At 63.7% G+C, this 17,374-nt stretch carries 21 protein-coding genes and 1 tRNA gene; 7 read left to right on the top strand and 15 right to left on the bottom strand.

Annotation, left to right across the window (positions count from 1 at the left end; translation table 11 throughout):
- Positions 1–15: 15 nt before the first annotated feature.
- The 4 genes from ACFZAI_RS11295 to ACFZAI_RS11280 all read right to left on the bottom strand — a co-directional run bounded on the left by ACFZAI_RS11295 (position 16) and on the right by ACFZAI_RS11280 (position 2,605).
- Positions 16–1,266 carry a TIGR03862 family flavoprotein gene (locus ACFZAI_RS11295; RefSeq protein ID WP_391566954.1) on the bottom strand — a complete coding sequence of 417 codons (1,251 nt, stop codon included), beginning with the start codon at positions 1,264–1,266 and terminating at the stop codon, positions 16–18.
- 319 nt (positions 1,267–1,585) lie between these two features.
- Positions 1,586–1,930, bottom strand: a complete 345-nt coding sequence (locus ACFZAI_RS11290) for a hypothetical protein (protein ID WP_054423528.1) — start codon at positions 1,928–1,930, stop codon at positions 1,586–1,588.
- A 196-nt stretch (positions 1,931–2,126) separates the two neighbouring features.
- Positions 2,127–2,203, bottom strand: a tRNA-Met gene (locus ACFZAI_RS11285).
- A 24-nt stretch (positions 2,204–2,227) separates the two neighbouring features.
- Entirely contained in the window at positions 2,228–2,605 is a 378-nt protein-coding gene (locus ACFZAI_RS11280; protein WP_391566953.1) for a hypothetical protein, read from the bottom strand.
- 170 nt (positions 2,606–2,775) lie between these two features.
- On the opposite strand from ACFZAI_RS11280, the gene ACFZAI_RS11275 reads away from it, so the two are divergent.
- Both ACFZAI_RS11275 and ACFZAI_RS11270 read left to right on the top strand, forming a co-directional pair.
- Positions 2,776–4,215, top strand: coding sequence for a PLP-dependent aminotransferase family protein (locus ACFZAI_RS11275; RefSeq protein ID WP_391566952.1), 1,440 nt, complete (start codon positions 2,776–2,778; stop codon positions 4,213–4,215).
- Positions 4,212–4,775, top strand: coding sequence for a DedA family protein (locus ACFZAI_RS11270; RefSeq protein WP_391566951.1), 564 nt, complete (start codon positions 4,212–4,214; stop codon positions 4,773–4,775). Before ACFZAI_RS11275 ends, ACFZAI_RS11270 begins: the two co-directional genes overlap by 4 nt.
- 7 nt (positions 4,776–4,782) lie before the next feature.
- Here the strand turns inward: ACFZAI_RS11270 and ACFZAI_RS11265 are convergent, their stop codons facing one another.
- Positions 4,783–5,013, bottom strand: a complete 231-nt coding sequence (locus ACFZAI_RS11265; protein ID WP_245636340.1) for a hypothetical protein — start codon at positions 5,011–5,013, stop codon at positions 4,783–4,785.
- A 223-nt stretch (positions 5,014–5,236) separates the two neighbouring features.
- Positions 5,237–5,482, bottom strand: coding sequence for a hypothetical protein (locus ACFZAI_RS11260; protein WP_129528610.1), 246 nt, complete (start codon positions 5,480–5,482; stop codon positions 5,237–5,239).
- 174 nt (positions 5,483–5,656) lie between these two features.
- Here ACFZAI_RS11260 and ACFZAI_RS11255 point away from each other — a divergent pair, with 174 nt between their 5' ends.
- The 5 genes from ACFZAI_RS11255 (at position 5,657) to ACFZAI_RS11235 (ending at position 9,304) form a co-directional block, all read left to right on the top strand.
- Positions 5,657–6,262 carry a hypothetical protein gene (locus tag ACFZAI_RS11255; protein WP_391566948.1) on the top strand — a complete coding sequence of 202 codons (606 nt, stop codon included), beginning with the start codon at positions 5,657–5,659 and terminating at the stop codon, positions 6,260–6,262.
- Between the two features lie 101 nt (positions 6,263–6,363).
- Positions 6,364–6,822, top strand: coding sequence for an Lrp/AsnC family transcriptional regulator (locus ACFZAI_RS11250; protein ID WP_046802807.1), 459 nt, complete (start codon positions 6,364–6,366; stop codon positions 6,820–6,822).
- 107 nt (positions 6,823–6,929) lie between these two features.
- A complete protein-coding gene (locus ACFZAI_RS11245; RefSeq protein WP_391566947.1) occupies positions 6,930–7,238 on the top strand; it encodes a hypothetical protein in 309 nt (102 codons plus the stop codon).
- Positions 7,235–8,215, top strand: a complete 981-nt coding sequence (gene pdxA, locus ACFZAI_RS11240) for a 4-hydroxythreonine-4-phosphate dehydrogenase PdxA (protein ID WP_391566946.1) — start codon at positions 7,235–7,237, stop codon at positions 8,213–8,215. Before ACFZAI_RS11245 ends, pdxA begins: the two co-directional genes overlap by 4 nt.
- A gap of 111 nt (positions 8,216–8,326) precedes the next feature.
- Positions 8,327–9,304: a bile acid:sodium symporter family protein gene (locus ACFZAI_RS11235; RefSeq protein ID WP_391566945.1), complete on the top strand. Its 978-nt coding sequence runs from the start codon at positions 8,327–8,329 to the stop codon at positions 9,302–9,304.
- Positions 9,305–9,370: 66 nt separating this feature from the next.
- On the opposite strand, the gene ACFZAI_RS11230 is transcribed toward ACFZAI_RS11235, so the two are convergent.
- The 9 genes from ACFZAI_RS11230 to dxs form a co-directional block, all read right to left on the bottom strand.
- Entirely contained in the window at positions 9,371–10,753 is a 1,383-nt protein-coding gene (locus ACFZAI_RS11230) for a replicative DNA helicase (RefSeq protein ID WP_054423547.1), read from the bottom strand.
- Entirely contained in the window at positions 10,750–11,589 is an 840-nt protein-coding gene (locus ACFZAI_RS11225) for a hypothetical protein (RefSeq protein ID WP_391566944.1), read from the bottom strand. Before ACFZAI_RS11225 ends, ACFZAI_RS11230 begins: the two co-directional genes overlap by 4 nt.
- Before the next feature lie 126 nt (positions 11,590–11,715).
- Positions 11,716–12,171, bottom strand: coding sequence for a 50S ribosomal protein L9 (gene rplI / locus ACFZAI_RS11220; RefSeq protein WP_391566943.1), 456 nt, complete (start codon positions 12,169–12,171; stop codon positions 11,716–11,718).
- Positions 12,172–12,186: 15 nt separating this feature from the next.
- On the bottom strand, positions 12,187–12,459 hold the full coding sequence (rpsR, locus tag ACFZAI_RS11215) for a 30S ribosomal protein S18 (RefSeq protein ID WP_006218308.1): 273 nt from the start codon (positions 12,457–12,459) through the stop codon (positions 12,187–12,189).
- A gap of 110 nt (positions 12,460–12,569) precedes the next feature.
- Positions 12,570–12,893 carry a primosomal replication protein N gene (gene priB, locus ACFZAI_RS11210; RefSeq protein ID WP_054423554.1) on the bottom strand — a complete coding sequence of 108 codons (324 nt, stop codon included), beginning with the start codon at positions 12,891–12,893 and terminating at the stop codon, positions 12,570–12,572.
- Positions 12,894–12,944: 51 nt separating this feature from the next.
- A complete protein-coding gene (gene rpsF, locus ACFZAI_RS11205) occupies positions 12,945–13,319 on the bottom strand; it encodes a 30S ribosomal protein S6 (RefSeq protein ID WP_054423556.1) in 375 nt (124 codons plus the stop codon).
- A 236-nt stretch (positions 13,320–13,555) separates the two neighbouring features.
- The gene (locus ACFZAI_RS11200; protein WP_391566942.1) at positions 13,556–14,479 is read right to left on the bottom strand and encodes a DUF817 domain-containing protein; all 924 of its coding nucleotides are present in this window, start codon (positions 14,477–14,479) and stop codon (positions 13,556–13,558) included.
- A 7-nt stretch (positions 14,480–14,486) separates the two neighbouring features.
- On the bottom strand, positions 14,487–15,284 hold the full coding sequence (gene folE2 / locus ACFZAI_RS11195) for a GTP cyclohydrolase FolE2 (RefSeq protein ID WP_391566941.1): 798 nt from the start codon (positions 15,282–15,284) through the stop codon (positions 14,487–14,489).
- Positions 15,285–15,472: 188 nt separating this feature from the next.
- Entirely contained in the window at positions 15,473–17,335 is a 1,863-nt protein-coding gene (gene dxs, locus ACFZAI_RS11190; protein ID WP_391566940.1) for a 1-deoxy-D-xylulose-5-phosphate synthase, read from the bottom strand.
- Positions 17,336–17,374: the final 39 nt, after the last annotated feature.

Here is a 17,374-nt window from a genome sequence, read left to right as displayed (position 1 = left end):
CTGGCGCGCCCCGGCCTACCTGTTCAGGTAGTCCCCCACCCCGTTTGCAGCAACAACGCCGCTGGCCATGCAGGCCGTCAGCAGATAGCCGCCAGTGGGCGCTTCCCAATCCAGCATTTCGCCGGCGCAGAATACGCCGGCGGCAGCGCGCAGCATCAGGCCCGCATCCACCGCATCGAATGACACGCCGCCCGCCGTGCTGATCGCCTCGTCGATGGGACGGGCGCGCACGAGCGTCACCGGCAGCGCCTTGATGCGGACGGCTAGCCGCGCAGGGTCTTTGAAATCTTCCGCCGATGCGCATTCGCGCAGCAAGCCTGCCTTCACACCCGTCAGCCCCATCCGGCTTTGCAGGTGACTGGACATCGACCGTGCGCCACGCGGATGCATCACCGCCGCCATCACCTTTTCCTGCGGCCAATCCGGCGCCAGATCCAGCACGGCGACGGCGTGTCCGCTGGCATCGATCTGGTCACGCAACGGCGCCGACAATGCGTAGACCAAGCTACCTTCAATGCCGGTGTCCGACACCACGAATTCCCCTTGGCGGGCGGGCGCAATCCCGTCCTTTCGCGCGCACGACATCGCGACCGATTTCACCGGCTGGCCCGCATAGCGCTGGCGGAAATGCTCGGACCACGCCACATCGAAGCCGCAATTGGCCGGACGCAGAGGCGCGACCAGAATGCCATGCGCCTGCAAGCCCTGAACCCAGGCGCCATCCGATCCCAGCTTGGCCCAACTGCCGCCCCCCAAGGCCAGCACCACGGCGTCCGCCGTTTGCGTATGCACGCCATCCGGGGTGTCAAAGCGCAGCATTGCCGGCGATGGCGATGCACCTTCCGGCCACCCCAGCCAACGGTGCCGCATATGAAAGCGCACACCGCTTGCACGCAGCCGCGCCAGCCAGGCCCGCAGCATCGGAGCCGCTTTCATCTCCTGCGGAAACACGCGGCCCGACGAACCAACGAACGTCTCGATGCCCAGCTCATGCGCCCAGGCACGCAGCGCCGCGGCGTCCATCGCCGCAAGCCACGGCGCGACCTGCGCCGCGCGCTCACCATACCGCGCCAGGAATGGCGCGGCCGCTTCGCTATGGGTCAGATTCAAACCGCCCCGCCCCGCCATCAGGAACTTGCGGCCGACAGACGGCATGGCGTCAAACACGTCAACCTGCACGCCCTGCGCGGCCAGCCTTTCCGCCGCCATCAGGCCAGCCGGCCCGCCCCCGATCACGGCGACACGCTTGGATGCGTTCAGCGTCATGGGGCTACCCCGTTTTGAGCGGGGATGGAAAGGAACGGAAGGCGAAACATGAAGGAAGGATCGAAGCCATCAATGACGTACGCGACGCCGGGCGCGCCGCGAGGGGAAAGATTGTCGCATGACGGCTCAGCGCGAATGCGGCTGGCGTAGCGTTCCGCGCATCAAGGGCTTATCGGCAAGAGCGCCAGCAAGAAAAAGGCCCGGCGCCGGCCACTTATTGACCGCAGGCGCCAAGCCTTTGTTATGACAGGACAAATTGGACATGCGCAGAGGCTATCCCAAGGCTTGTCCACAGTCGATGTGGGTAACTTTCAACGTATCAGGCGTTACCCGCCGCCTGCATGGGACCGGACCAGGGTTCGGAATCCAACTCAAAACGCAGTTCCTGATACTCGCCATCTACCGCGACCGTCCGCAGCAGCCCCGCGCCCATAGCCTGTCCAAGCGCGCGGCGGCACAGGGTTTCAGGATCATCAGGCAAGGACTGGAAGACGCCATCGGGAATGCGCAAGCGCAGCAGCGCTTGGGGATCACCGCGTTCCGCGGGGCGGCCGATATGGATATGGGCGGGATAGCCATGCGGGCACCAGATGCCCACGTGATACTTGCCTTCAGCGCCGGTGTCGGCGACGTAACCAGGATGATCGTATTTTGCGGTACCCATGGACCCTCCTCGAGTGCGGCGAACTAGCGCGCGTGACCCATGGTAGCTCAGCGCTCGCGGCCTGTGCGCTCAGGAACACCCGGGAAACTCCGGGTTGGAACAATCGCTTGATCCAAGGCAAACGGCGGGCGAAAACCCCAAAGCAAATTCCAAACGAAAAAAGCCGCGATTTGCATCGCGGCTTATCTCTTGAAACTGGTTGCGGGGGCAGGATTTGAACCTACGACCTTCGGGTTATGAGCCCGACGAGCTGCCAGACTGCTCCACCCCGCGTCTGATGTGATGAATCATACACCATTATGAAATCTTGTGCAGCGCACCCAGGCCTTTTTTCGCTAATCTGGCCCGATTCAGGCGAAATATTTTCGTTGCGGCCCCAAAAAAACGCGTGAACGGGCTGGGAACGTCCACACAAATCACTTCGGCGCCTTTAATTGCCGTCACGCGCAGCACGCCGCCTGCGGCCACCCCATGCGCCTCGCCCGCATTGATGTGTGCGGAAACCGGCAGATGCAGGCTGCTAGCGGCTTCGGCGCCCGCGGCGGGTTCGTCGATGCGGATGCTGCCTGAAAGACAAACAACGCTTGCGCCCGCGCGCAGCGCCAGGGTTCGGGACGCGCCAGAGGCGATTTCAAGGCGGCGGGCCAGGGGTTCAGGGCGGGTATCGGGGGTCATGAATATTCTCCAATCGGACAGTGACAGGCTACGCGCGCCCTGCTCTGCGCAACAGCCACACAGCCGGCCTTTCTGTACCGATGCAGACCCTCGATTTTGGCGCTGTTATGGTGTACTTTTCTGCAAACTGTGCCTTCCTTCCGTCCAACCTCGGGGAGCATGATCGGCGCATGGACCCACAACCGCTGTACCTACGCTTGGCGAACCACTACCGGCGCGCCATTCAGACGGGCGTTCTGGCGCCCGCCCAGCGCATGCCCTCCGTGCGCACTCTGGTGCGAACCCACCACGTCAGTCTGTCCACCGCGCTGCAAGCCTGCCGCCAGCTGGAAGACGACGGCCTGATCGAAGCCCGGCCGCGCTCGGGATACTTCGTGCTTTCCCCCCGGCGCAACAGCATTCCCCCCGTCAACGAGCCCGACATCCGTCAGACGCTCGGCGCGGCGCAATACGTGGGCATCCACGACCGGGTGTCGGATTTCATCGCCAAATGTGAGGCGCACCCCGTCAGCGCCAACTTCGCGCTGGCGGCCGCGGTGCCCGAGGCCTATCCCATGGAAGCGCTGAAGCAAGCGATGACGCGCGCGCTGCGGATGACGCCTCAAGTGCTGGTGAGCCCCGTTCCGCCGCAAGGCCATCCAGAGCTGCGCACGGTGCTCGCGCGGCGCGCGCTGGCCAATGGCATCAACGCCACGCCGGATGACGTCATCGTCACGCATGGCTGCATCGAAGCGTTGAACCTGGCGTTGCGTGCGGTGGCCCGCCCCGGCGACACGATTGCCGTCGAATCGCCCACCTACTTTGGTCTGCTGCAAATCTTGGAAAGCCTGGGGATGCGCGCGCTGGAGATTCCCACCAGCCCGCAGCACGGCTTGTCCATCGAAGCGCTGGACCTGGCCTTTCAGACGCACGGCAATATTCGCGCCGTGGTTGTCGTGCCGAACTTTCAGAACCCATTGGGCTGTGTCATGCCGGACGCCGAAAAGGCGCGGCTGGTGGCGCTGTGCGAGCGCCAGCAAGTGCCGCTGATCGAAGACGACACCTACGGCGCGCTGACCGATGAAGACACGCCGCTTGCCGCCGCCAAGTCGTGGGACGCGACCGGCAACGTCATCTATTGCTCGTCAATGCACAAGACGCTGGCGCCGGGCATGCGTCTGGGCTGGCTGCTGGGGGGCCGGTGGAAGGCGCGCATCGCCATGTTGAAGTTTGCGCAAAGCCGCCCGAACGAACCGCTGGCGCAGATTGCCGTGGCCGAATTCCTGGGCTCGCGCGCGTATGACCGGCACTTGGCGCGGCTGCGGCGGCAATTGAAAAGCCAACGCGACCAGACGGCCGAAGCCATCGCCGCGCACTTTCCGCGCGGCACCCGGCTGAGCGTGCCGCAAGGCGGCATGTTGCTGTGGGTGGAAATGCCTGGCGGGCGATCCGGCATGGAGGTATTCGAAGCGGCGCTGCAACAAGGCATACGCGTCGCCCCCGGCGCCATGTTTTCAAACGGCACGCGCTACAACCACTTTTTGCGCATCAGTTGCGGCCAGCGCACCACGCCCGAAATCTCGCGCGCGCTGTTGACGCTGGCGCGCATCGTTGGCGAAGGCGGCGCATGAATCCGGCACTGCATCAGTTCATCGTCGACTACGGCCTCTGGGCCGTGCTGGGCGGCACCTTTCTGGAAGGCGAAAGCGTGGTGGTGTTCGCGGGCTTCCTCGCGCATCAGCATCTGATGCACTTGCCCTCTGTGATGCTGTGCGCGTTCACCGGGTCCTTCGTCGCGGACCAGTTGCTGTTCTTTCTGGGCCGGCGCTATCGCGACCATCGCTTCGTGCGGCGCATCCGCGAAAAGCCCGCGTTCGAAAAGGCGCTGGCCGCCATTGACCGCTATCCGCACGGCTTCATTTTGAGCCTGCGATTCCTGTACGGCCTGCGCACCGTGGGGCCCGTGGCATTGGGCATGTCACGCGTGCCGCCGCTGCGCTTTTTGGTGCTGAACGCCATCGCCGCCGCGATATGGGCGGTGTGCTTCAGCCTGATCGGCTATGCATTCGGCCAGACCATCGAATCCTTGCTTGGCCGCCTGCACGGCGTGGAAACGAAACTGGCGGTGGCCGTGGCGATTGGTGTGGTGATCGGGCTGGCCTACCACTTGATCGCCCGGCGGCGGCGCTAAGCGAACGTCAGCAGACGATCCGGCCGCTTGCGCGCAGCACGTGGCGGCGCCGCGCGTTGCGGTACCAGCCGCCAATGAATGGCAGCAGCGCCAGACGGCGCAAGATGGGGTGGCGCTGGTCGAAGTCGTGCCAGGCTTTGAAGCCGTGGCCCATGCGCTCCCAGCTCTGGCGCGCTTCGGGTGTGAGTTTGCCGGGGTCGAACGCCGCCAGCTTTGCTGCTTCCGAAACGCGAGCCAACAAGGCTCCGCCCGGGTGTTCCAATCGATACTGATTCCGCATGGGGCCGCATATTACCCGGCTTGACGGGCCTGTGGATGACATTGAAACGGGTGCGCAAAACACGCAAATGGAGCCACCTTTGACCGCTCCACCCAAGCCCTTGTAATTAAAGGAAAATGCGGAACTATGCCCGCACTATCCCAAGGCTTGTCCACAGAAGCTGTGGGTAACTTTCGCGTTTTTACTTCAGCGCAGCGGTGATCATGTCACGCACGCTTTCGAAGCCGGCCACGTACTGCGGGTTCTCGGAACGGGCCAACAGGCTGGAGTAGTTCTGCTCCAACTGGGCTTCAATCGCTTCACGCAGCCCAGGCGACGCCTTCACCAGATGCAGCATCGACAGCAGCGTCGAATTCAGCGCGTCGATGCGGCCGCCCTGATGCGAAATGGTGTGAACGATGACGGCGATTTGTTCTTGGATATCCATGGCTAAGCCTCCTGGCATTGATAGTCGGCGCAAATCCTAGCATGACGCTTGCGGCCGTCCCAACGGCGCTAGGCAAGCGCCCCGCAGCGCGCTAGCATCAAGCGTAGCCGCTGGGGCACCGCGGCGCACGCCACCGGCCGCCACCCACGGCGCCGGGGCTATCGGAGCGCGCTTATGAAGACGATCCAAGACTATGCACCCCCGGACGCCCAATCCCTGCAACGCTTGCAGAACAAACTGGGTTTCAGCGACGCGCGCATGGCGGAGCTGGCCGGGCTGGACGCCGCCACGCCATGGCCCAGTTACGTGGGCGGCCCGGAGCCCCGCAGCTTGGGCCGGCAGCGCCTGTTCTACATGATGGCCCGCCTGACGCTGGATGAACGGCAATGGCAAAAGGTGCTGGAGGCCATGCGCGAAGCCGGCGCCCGCTTCAATTACGAAGATCCCTTGGCGGACGCCGCGCCGCCTGCGCCGGAACCGGTCGCGGACGAAGAGCGCAAATTCGGTATGCTGCTGGTCAGCCGTAATGGCGCGTTCCACGAAATGGAGCAGCTGCGCGAGTTCGCGCACTTCGCGCACGAGGCCGACGTCAGCCGCTTCGTGAACTCGGTGTTCTACGACAGCGATATCGATCTGTGCCGCTTTCGCTTTGCCGACCACGACGGACTGGACGACGCCAGCCGCGACCGCATTTTCGACGCCGCGCACAAGACCATCACGCGCTTCGAATTTGATGGCCGCATCTATCACGGCGGCATTCCGCCCGAATCAGACGGCTAGCCTGGTCCTGGCCCTGGCGCAGGGATGCGACCGTATCGCATTGACGCGGGCCGGTCCGCGCCTGTACCGTCGGCACTCCGCTTTCGCCACCCGCACTCCGCATGAACGAACGACTCGACGACATCGACCGACAACTGCTCAGCCTGCTCTCGGCCAACGCGCGCGAGCCCGCGGCGATTCTCGCGCGCAAACTCGGGCTGGCCCGCACCACCGTCGTGGCGCGCATCGCCCGCCTGGAACGCGAGCACATCGTGTCGGGTTACGGCGTGCGCCTGGGCCGCCGCCTGGAAGAGGCCGCCGTACGCGCGTATTGCTTCATCAGCGTGCTGCCCAAGACGCCGGCGGCGGTGATCCGCGAACTGGAGCGCATGCCCGAAGTGGAAGAGGTGTCGTCCGTCAGCGGGCCGTATGACTACCTGATCTTCCTGCGTTGCGAAACGCATGAACAGCTGGACGAGCTGCTTGACCGCATTGGCCTGATCGACGGCGTGAAGCAAACGCAGACGTCCATCGTGCTGAGCCGCAAGGTCGACCGCCGCAGCGCCGTCGCCGCGCCTTGAAGCGCCATCTGCCCGGCCGCGCAGACAAACCCGCCTGAAGCGGCCCGTCTTTTCTCCCGGCCCGACATGGTGTTGTAATGGCGGATACCGTGATTTTTGGACGCCCCATGCTTGCACGCCTTGCCCCCGCCGCCGCCTTGCTCACCTTGCTAACCGCCTGTTCCAGCATGAGCGAGGTCACGCCCGTCGACAAGAACACGTACAGCGTCACCTATAGCTCGGGCACGCAGTTGCTGACCTGGGTTGAACTCAAGAACCAGACCCTGCAACGCGCCGACCAATACTGCACCTCCATCGGCCGCAAGATGCAAAAGCCGAAAGTGACGTCCAACCATGCGACGGGCCTGGGTTCCAAGCGCGCCACCGTGACGTTCGAATGCGGCGTCATCGAGCCGCCCAAGGAACCCAAATCGTGAACACGTCTTTGCCCGTGGGCATCACCATGGGCGATGCCGCCGGCATCGGCCCCGAAATTGTCGTCAAGGCCTATGCACAGGGCTTAAGCGCGCCCTGCGTGGTGTATGGCGATGCGGGCGCATTGCGCCGCGCCGCGGCCCAACTGGGAGCGCGTTTGGACATTGTGGAAATCAGCGATGTCAGCCAGGCGCAGCCGGATGCCAGCCGCATTCACGTCGTAGCCTGTAGCCCCGCGCTGCCCGCCGACCTGCCCTTGGGACAGATCAGCGCTGCTGCCGGACGCGGCGCCTACGACTACGTGTGCGCCGCCATCGATGACGCGCAGGCCGGCCGCATCCGCGCGATTGTGACCGCGCCGCTGAACAAGAAGTCCATGCACGAGGCCGGTATCGACTACCCCGGCCACACGGAAATCCTGGCCGAGCGCTCCGCCACGCAGGACTTCGCAATGATGCTGGCCAACGATGAGTTGCGCGTCTTGCTCGTGACCATCCACGTGGCGTTGGCGGACGTCATGGCCCGCATCACGCCCGATGCCGAACTGACCGCCATGCGCCTGGCCGACCGCGCGTGCCGGCAGATGGGCATTGCCGCCCCGCGCGTGGCCGTGGCCGGTCTGAACCCGCATGCCGGCGAAGGCGGCAAGTTCGGCCGCGAAGACATCGACATCATCGAACCCGCCATCGCACGCGCCCGTGCCGAAGGCATCGACGCCAGCGGCCCCTGGCCCGGCGACACGATCTTCATGCGCGCCCGGCGCGGCGAATTCGATATCGTCGTGGCTCAATATCACGACCAAGGCCTGATTCCGGTGAAATACCTGGGACTGGACCACGGCGTGAATGTCACGGTGGGGCTGCCGTTTGTGCGCACCAGCGTCGACCACGGCACGGCCTTTGACATCGCTGGCCGCGGCGTCGCCGACCAAGCCTCGCTGGTGGCCGCCTTTGATCTTGCGCTGGCCATGACGCCTTAGCCCGCGCCCAGCCCGGCGGCTTCGGCCCCGGGCGGCAGCGGGACTACAATACGCCCCGTTTCCGGCGCCTGCTGCGCGCCGCCGCTTTCCGTCTGCTCCCCTACCCCTTCCATGTCACGCCTTGTCCGCCTTCTGCCCGACCGCTTCACCCTCTACCTGATCTGCACCGTCATCATCGCCAGCATCGTGCCCGCGCACGGGCAAGGCGTGGTGATCTTCGGCTGGATCACCAATATTGCGGTCGGCCTGCTGTTCTTCCTGCACGGGGCGCGTTTGTCCCGCGAGGCCATCATTGCCGGCCTGACGCACTGGAAGCTGCACCTGACGATCTTCTCCGCCACGTTCCTGATGTTTCCGCTGCTGGGCCTGGCGCTCAAGCCGGTGCTGGAACCGCTGGTGACGCCCGAGCTGTACCTGGGCATCCTGTTCCTGTGCTGCCTGCCCGCTACCGTGCAATCAGCCATCGCGTTCACGTCGATGGCGCGCGGCAACGTGCCCGCTGCCGTGTGCAGCGCGTCTGCGTCGAGCCTGTTGGGCATCTTCCTGACCCCGCTGCTGGTGGGTACGGTGGTGGCCAATGCGGGCAGCGCGCCGATCTCGTTCGATGCCGTCGGCAAGATCATGCTGCAACTGCTGCTGCCGTTCGTGCTGGGCCAGATCGCCCGCCGCTGGATTGGCGCCTGGGTGCACAAGCGCAAAGCAATGCTGAAGTTCGTCGACCAGGGTTCCATCCTGCTGGTCGTCTATACCGCCTTCTCCGAAGCTATCAATGAAGGCCTGTGGAGCACCACGCCCATTCCCGCGCTGGTGGGGCTTGTCGTGTGCTGCGCCGTGATCCTGGCGTTGGCGCTGGGCCTGTCGGCCTTGGCCGGCAAGATGTTTGGCTTCAATGTTGAAGACCGCATCACATTGCTGTTCTGCGGTTCGAAGAAGAGCCTGGCCAGCGGCATTCCGATGGCGCAGGTGCTGTTTGCCGGCCACGCCGTGGGCGCCATCGTGCTGCCGCTGATGCTGTTCCATCAGATCCAGTTGATGGTGTGCGGCGTGCTGGCTGCGCGTTACGGCAAGCGCCCCGAAATCGAAGGCTGACGCCTGCCGCCGCACAAAAAAAACCGCGCAATGAAGCGCGGTTTTTTTATGCCTGCCAGCGGCGGATCAGTACATATCGCGTGGCTGCGCGCCCGAGAAGTTCAGGAAGCGCGTGCTGGAGCCCTGGAAGGTCAGGCGCACGGTGCCGATCGGCCCGTTACGCTGCTTGCCGATGATGATCTCGGCCGTGCCCTTGTCCGGGGAATCGGGGTTGTAGACCTCGTCGCGATAGATGAACAGGATCACGTCGGCGTCCTGTTCGATAGCGCCGGATTCGCGCAAGTCGCTCATCACGGGCCGCTTGTTGGGGCGCTGTTCCAGGCTTCGGTTCAGCTGCGACAACGCGATCAGCGGGCAATTCAGTTCCTTCGCCAAGCCCTTTAGCGAACGGCTGATTTCCGACACTTCCGTCGCCCGGTTTTCACCCGAGCCGTTACCCGACATCAGTTGCAGGTAGTCGATGATGATCAGGCCCAGCTGGCCGCATTGACGCGCCAGGCGGCGGGTGCGCGCACGCACTTCCATCGGGCTCAAAGCGGGCGTTTCATCGATGTAGACCTGCGCATCCTGCATGAGCTGCACGGCGTGCGTCACGCGGGGCCAGTCATCGGCAATGAGCTTGCCGGTACGCATGCGGTGCTGGTCCAGCAAGCCCACCGAACCCAGCATACGCATGGCCAGCTGCACGGCGCCCATTTCCATCGAGAACACGGCAACCGGCAGGCCCTGCTCAATGGCCACGTGTTCGCCGATGTTCATCGAGAACGAGGTCTTGCCCATGGACGGGCGCCCGGCCACGATGATCAAGTCACCGCCCTGCATGCCGGACGTCATCTTGTCCAGATCGGTGAAGCCCGTCGGCACCCCGGTCACGTCAGACGTGCCTTCGCGGTGATAGAGCTCGTCGATGCGTTCCACCACCTGGGTCAAGAGCGGCTGAATTTCCTGGAAACCGGCGGCGCCGCGCGAGCCTTCCTGCGCGATCTTGAAGACCTTGGATTCGGCTTCGTCCAGCAGTTGGCGCGCTTCCTTGCCCTGCGGGTTCAAGGCGGCCGACGAGATCTCGTCGGCAATCGACACCAGCTTGCGCAGCATGGCGCGCTCGCGCACGATTTCGGCGTAGCGGCGAATGTTCGCGGCCGACGGCGTGTTGTGCGCCAGCGCGTTCAGATAAGCCAGGCCGCCCGAGTCTTCGGCCTTGCCGGCGCTGATCAGCGATTCATTGACGGTGATGACGTCGGCGGGACGCGCCAGCCCGATCAATCGGGCAATGTGGTGCCAGATCAGCCGGTGATCGTGGCGGTAGAAGTCTTCTTCGACCAGCACGTCGGCGATGCGGTCCCACGCGGTGTTGTCCAGCAGCAGGCCGCCCAACACCGATTGTTCCGCCTCAATGGAATGGGGAGGAACGCGCAGGTATTCAAGCTGGGGATCGGCAGGTGTGTTCATGACTTCAATAGTAATGGCTGCAGGATATCCGCAACGCGGAAAAATCCTTGGACGTCGCGCGACGGCAGGCGGCGCAACAGGGGACGCAGGGGCGCCGCCAGCCCGCAGAGGATACGCGCCAGGCGGGTCAGCCGCGCTTTGACCTCGGGGTCAGGGTTGCTCTGAAGATACACGTCGAGGGCCAGTGTACCCAGGGTCACGGCCACGTCGTCCGGCAATTTGCGCAACGACGCAATCGACGACAGCATCTGGAAAAGATCGTACGCCTGCGCCAGCGGCCGGGACAGCGTCGAGCCAATATTTTCTTCGAAATCAATGCGCCACAACTCGCCGTCGCGCAAGGTGATGTTGCGGATCTGCGCGCCACCGTGCCACATGCCGCGGGCGTGAAACGCCGCCAGGTCAGTGGCGGCGGCGCGCGTCAGCCACAGTTGCGACGTGGAATCTTCGTTGCGGATCAGGTCAGCCAGATCATCGCCCACGTATTCCAGCACCAGCAGGCCCTGCTCTTGCCACCACACTTCCGGCACGCGGCAACCGGCCTGCAATAGCGTCGACAGGCGCGCGGCCTCGTGAGCCAGGCCGTTCTTCAACAACACGCCGGGGCGCGGAAATTCGCCCAGGAACAGCTTGCAGCCCACGCCCAGCAAGAAGGCCCGCACGTAGCGCAACGCATAGCTGACGCCGCGGACAAAGCTTGGCCGGCGGCGCTTGATGATGCAGCGAACCCCGTCGATCGTCACGTCGCGCACCGAAGGTTCACGCAACGCATCCACGCTGTTGAGCCAGGCGCGCAGGCCGGGCGGCGCATTGTGATGAACAGGCGGCTGAGTCAAGAGGTCCTCTGAGGAAAGCAATGGGGTGCTTCTAGCGGGGCGCGCAACGGCAATGCGCGATGGCGCCCAGGCAAAAAGAAAAAAAGCCGGCGCGCGGGCCGGCTTCTTTTTACTGCGGGTACCGGCTTAGGACAGTTCGCCTTCAACCAGAACCGTGACGTCGACGATAACGTCGGCGTGCAGGGCGACCTGGATCGGGAACTCGCCAACCGACTTCAGCTGGCCGTTGGGCAGACGCACTTGCGCCTTTTCAACGCCTTCGAAACCGGCCTTCTTCAGCGCTTCAGCGATGTCGGCGTTGGTGACCGAGCCGAACAGACGGCCGTCAACACCAGCCTTCTGAACGATCTTCAGTTGGTAACCAGCGACGCGCTCGCCCAGGGCTTGGGAAGCGGCCAGCTTTTCAGCTTGGGCCTTTTCCAGCTCGGCGCGGCGGGCTTCGAATTCCTTCAGAGCGGCGTCGGTAGCACGACGGGCCTTGCGCTGGGGGATCAGGAAGTTGCGGGCGTAACCATCACGCACGCGCACGACTTCGCCCAGGTTGCCCAGGTTGACGACTTTTTCGAGCAGAATAACTTGCATTTTCAGTGCCCCGGATTAGTTGTGGTTGTCGGTGTAAGGCAACAGAGCCAGGAAGCGCGCGCGCTTGATGGCGGTGTCCAGCTGGCGCTGGTAGATTGCCTTGGTGCCGGTCAGGCGAGCCGGGATGATCTTGCCGTTTTCTTGCACGAAGTCGCGCAGGGTGTCCAGATCCTTGTAGTCGATCTCTTCGACGCCGGCTGCGGTGAAGCGGCAGAACTTACGACGCTTGAAGAGCGGGTTCTGCTGCGTGAATTTGCGTTTTTCTTTGCGTTTTCCGAAGAAAGCCATGATATGTGCCTCTATGTTTGAGGGGACTGGGCGGTTATCGATAACCGGGTCCAACTCCCCATAACCTATCCGTATTCAGAAGGCGCTTTCGCACCTGTTGCTCAACCCTTTCAAGCCACCTGCGGATCGCGCCCTGCGCTACCGCTGACCTTGCGTGCCTGCTGCAAATGCAGCTTGATCTTCACCGAGTCTTTGCGCGCGGGAGCCAAAAACCCCTGCACCAGCAATTCAGACCCTAACGCGGTGTTCTTCAACAGCAACGCCAGATCGCCCAGTGCCACAGCCGTAATCGTCAATTCAACACGGCGCGGGTGGCCGGCTTCAATGACTTCCGACTCATGCGCCAGCACCATTTCCAGTGCAGGCAGTCCGGCGGGAGTGTGGCGCAAAGGCTCGCATTCGAGAACGCGGGCGCTGAGTTCCAGCTGATTCATCCTGCCAGGCACCGAGGGGACTTCATGGGATGAGCTCTGCGTGAGCCCTGCTTACTCGGCCTGAGCCGGGGCAGCTTCTGCCGAAGCCTTACGGGCTTCTTCACGCTCGACCGACTTCATCATGATCGAGGGCGTGGTCTGGGCTTTCTTGGTCTTGATGACCAGGTGGCGCAGAACGGCGTCGTTGTAGCGGAACGAGTGTTCCAGCTCATCCAGCGTGGCTTGGCCGCACTCGATGTTCAGGCAGACGTAGTGAGCCTTGACGAGCTTCTGGATCGGGTAGGCCAGTTGGCGGCGACCCCAGTCTTCCAGGCGGTGAACCGAGCCGCCTTGGCCCGTGACCAGCGCTTGGTAACGCTCGACCATGGCGGGCACTTGCTCGCTTTGGTCGGGGTGAACGATAAACACTACTTCGTAGTGACGCATGAGTAAAACTCCTTGAGGATGTCTCGCTGGCCTGGCGTCCCGAACCCGTGCTTTCCATCATGGGTTTTTGCAATAACCTTTCAGCGCATTGCTTTTCAGCACATCGCTTTTCAGCTCATTGCATAGGATGCTCTAGGCCCGCAAGGGGCAGCCCGCTACCCAAAAACCATGGGCGGTCGAGCAAGAAAGCTCTCGATTATCACCGATTGAGTGGCAGGGCGCAAGCGCGCAGGGCGTCAGGAAATCAGGGACGGGCTATTTTCGCCGCCCTGCCCCGCTGGCTGCGGCAGATCGGCAACACCGATTTCCTGGGGCCGGTTCACCACGCTGACCATCACATAGCTGATGATCATCAGCAGGAACCACGAGCCCAGCTTGGCGATCGACACCCATTGCCAGGCATGCGTCTGGTTGGGATAGCGCCAGGCGTTGGCGAAGGTGCCGATGTTTTCGGCGAACCAGATGAACAAGGCCACCAGCACAAAACCCAGCAGCAAGGGCATACGGCGATAGACGCGCCAGATCCGGAAATACACCCAGGTGCGCGCAAACAGCACGGCGGTCAGCGCGAACAGCACCCACCGAAAATCCATGATGAAGTGGTGCGCAAAGAAATTCACGTAAATCAGCACCGACAGCGCCACCGTCGCGGCCATGGGTGGGTGCGCGCGAAACCGGAAATCGAACAAGCGCCAGACGCGGGCCAGATAGCTGCCCACCGCGGCGTACATGAAGCCGGTAAATAGCGGCACGCCGCCAATGCGCAACACGCTCGCTTCGGGGTAGATCCAGGAACCGGCCGCGGTTTTGAAGAGCTCCATACCGGTGCCGACCACATGGAACATCAAAATCACGCGCGCTTCGCTCCAGGTTTCCATGCGCAGCGCCAGCAACAGGGCCTGAATGCCCAGCGCCGCCAGCGTCAGGAAATCGTAGCGGGCCAGCAGCGCATCCTTGGGATACCACCAGTGCGTGCCCAACAGCAGCGCGCACATCAGCCCGCCGAACAGGCAGGCCCAGGCTTGCTTGACGCCAAAGCGGAAAAATTCGTAGAACGCCACGCCAAAACGGCCGCGGCCGGCCAAATGATTGGCCAGCCGCGATTCCCACGTTTGCAGCGCCGCGATAAGCGGCCAATCATTGGCCGCCGGATGGCTCACGGAACGCTCAACCTTCCACGACGGCGTAGGCCGAGTGGTTGTGGATCGATTCGAAGTTCTCGGCCTCGACGCGATAGCGCGCAATGCCGGGATGCGCGTTCAGGCGGGCAGCCACATCACGCACCAAGTCTTCGACGAACTTGGGATTGTCGTAAGCGCGTTCGGTGACGTACTTTTCATCGGGGCGCTTGAGCAGGCCCCACAGTTCGCACGACCCTTCCTCTTCGATCAGGCGGATCACGCCGTCCATGCTGATGTCGCCGTCCAGAATGGCCGACACCGTGACGTGCGAACGCTGGTTGTGCGCGCCGTATTCCGAGATGGCCTTCGAGCACGGACAGAGGCTGGTGACAGGCACCTGCACGACCAGTTCAAATTCAACGCCATCGTTCTGGGCGCGGGCGATCCACTGGACTTCGTAGTCCAGCAGGCTTTGCACGCCGGAAATCGGGGCCGACTTGTTGATGAAGTACGGGAAGGCGGCGGTGATGTCGCCGCGTTCGGCGTGCAGCAGCGGCAGCATGTCAGCCGCCATGGTGCGGAACAGGGCCGGCGTCATGGGGGTGCTGCGGTACTTTTCCAGCAGCGCCACGAAGCGGGACATGTGCGTCCCCTTTTCTTCGGGCGGCAGCGCCACGGTCAGCGTCCAGTTGGCCACGGTGCCTTGCGGCGAACCGTCGCCGCCTTGAATCAGCATGGGGTGGCGCACGCCACGGATGCCCACGCGCTGGATCGGAATGTGCCGGGTGTCCGCCGAACTCTGGACGTCGGGCATCACGATGGCGGGGTCGATCGGAGAATTCATTTCAGCGTACCTGTCTAGGCAACCAGTCGCTCGCGCTCGGCCTAGGAAACTTTGAGAGAGGGCCATTATCGCCCAAACCCCCGCCTGCGCCAGGGAAAACCCTTCTACTCGTAGGTTGGCGGGGCCGGAACAGTGTGTTTCAAATTCCGGACGAAAGCCGCGCCTTCGTCCGGGCTTGCGGCAGGCGGTTACGCCAGCAGATCAGCGTAGCGCGTGCGAATCGATTGCTCGATGCCGGCGGCATCCAAGCCCACGCCGGCCAACAGGGCCGACTGCTCGCCGTGGTCAATGAAGACATCGGGCAGGCCCAGTTGCAGCACCGGAATCTGTACGCCGGCGGCGCTCAGCACTTCCAGCACGGCGCTGCCCGCCCCACCCATGATGGACGCGTCTTCAATGGTGACCAGCGCATCGTGCCGGCGGGCCAAGTCCAGAATCAATTCGCGGTCAATCGGTTTCACAAAGCGCATGTCCGCCACCGTGGCGTCCAGCTTGTCGGCCGCGGCCAACGCCGGCTGCACCAGCGTGCCAAAGCCCAGGATGGCAATCTTCTTGCCTTCGCGGCGCACGATGCCACGGCCAAGCTCGACGGTATCCAGGCCAGCATCTTCCACCGCGCCGCAGCCCGCGCCGCGCGGATAGCGCACCGAAGCCGGGCCCGGGTACTGATAACAGGTGGACAACAGCAAGCGCGTTTCGCGTTCGTCGGACGGCGTGGCAACCACCATGTTGGGCACGCAACGCAGGAAGGCGGTGTCGTAGTTGCCGGCGTGTGTGGCGCCGTCAGCGCCGACGATGCCCGCGCGGTCCAGCGCGAAGGTCACATCCAGGTTCTGCAAGGCGACGTCGTGGATGAACTGGTCATAGCCGCGCTGCATGAACGTGGAGTAGATGGCGACGACGGGTTTCTGCCCTTCGCAGGCAACGCCGGCGGCGAACGTCACGGCGTGCTGCTCGGCGATGCCCACGTCGAAATAACGCAGCGGGAAACGCTTTTCGAATTCGACAAGGCCGCTGCCTTCGCGCATGGCGGGGGTGATGGCGACCAGGCGCGAATCCGCTTCGGCCATGTCGCACAGCCACTTGCCGAACACCTGCGTGAAGGTGCGCTTGCCGGGCGCCTTGGACTGCTGGATGCCGACGGCGGGGTCAAACTTGCCGGGGCCGTGATACAGCACCGGGTCGGCTTCGGCCAGCTTGTAGCCTTGGCCCTTCTTCGTGACCACGTGCAGGAACTGCAAGCCTTGCAGCGCCTTCAGGTTCTGCAAGGTGGGCACCAGCGCGTCCAGGTCGTGGCCGTCGATGGGGCCGACGTAATTGAAGCCGAACTCTTCGAACAGCGTGGCCGGCGTAACCATGCCCTTGGCGTGCTCTTCGAAGCGGCGCGCCAGCTCCAGCACCGGCGGCACGTGCTGCAAGACGGCGCGGCCCACGTTCTTGGCCGCAGCGTAGAAGCGGCCCGACATCAAACGCGCCAGGTAGCGGTTCAGCGCCCCCACCGGCGGCGAGATCGACATGTCGTTGTCGTTCAGGATCACCAGCAGATTGATGTTGGGCGTGACGCCCGCATTGTTCATGGCCTCGAACGCCATGCCTGCGGACATGGCGCCGTCGCCAATGATGGCGATGTGCTGGCGCTGCACGCCCGCATTGCGCGAGGCCACCGCCATGCCCAGCGCAGCCGAGATGGACGTTGACGAGTGCGCGGTGCCAAAGGCGTCGTATTCGGATTCGCTGCGCTTGGGAAAGCCCGATATTCCGCCCTGCTGGCGCAGCTTGGCCATGCCGGCGCGGCGGCCCGTCAGAATCTTGTGCGGGTAGGACTGGTGGCCCACGTCCCAGACGATGCGGTCATGCGGCGTGTCGAACACCTGATGCAAGGCCAGCGTGAGCTCGACCGTGCCCAGGTTGGACGACAGGTGCCCGCCCGTTTTGGAAACCGACTCCAGCACGAAGCCGCGCAGCTCGTCGGCAAGCTTTTTCAGCTCGCGACGATCCAGGCGCTTGAGGTCTGCCGGGGATTGAATGCGGTCCAATAAATCAGTCGTCATGCTTTTATGGGGTTCGTTGACCCGGCCTGGACTCAGGCC

Source organism: Achromobacter sp. NPDC008082, assembly GCF_042957345.1.
In the GTDB taxonomy this organism is placed as follows: Bacteria; Pseudomonadota; Gammaproteobacteria; order Burkholderiales; family Burkholderiaceae_B; genus Achromobacter; species Achromobacter kerstersii_A.
The sequence above is the reverse complement of the archived record's forward strand: the minus strand, read 5'-3'. Positions and strand labels throughout refer to the sequence as shown.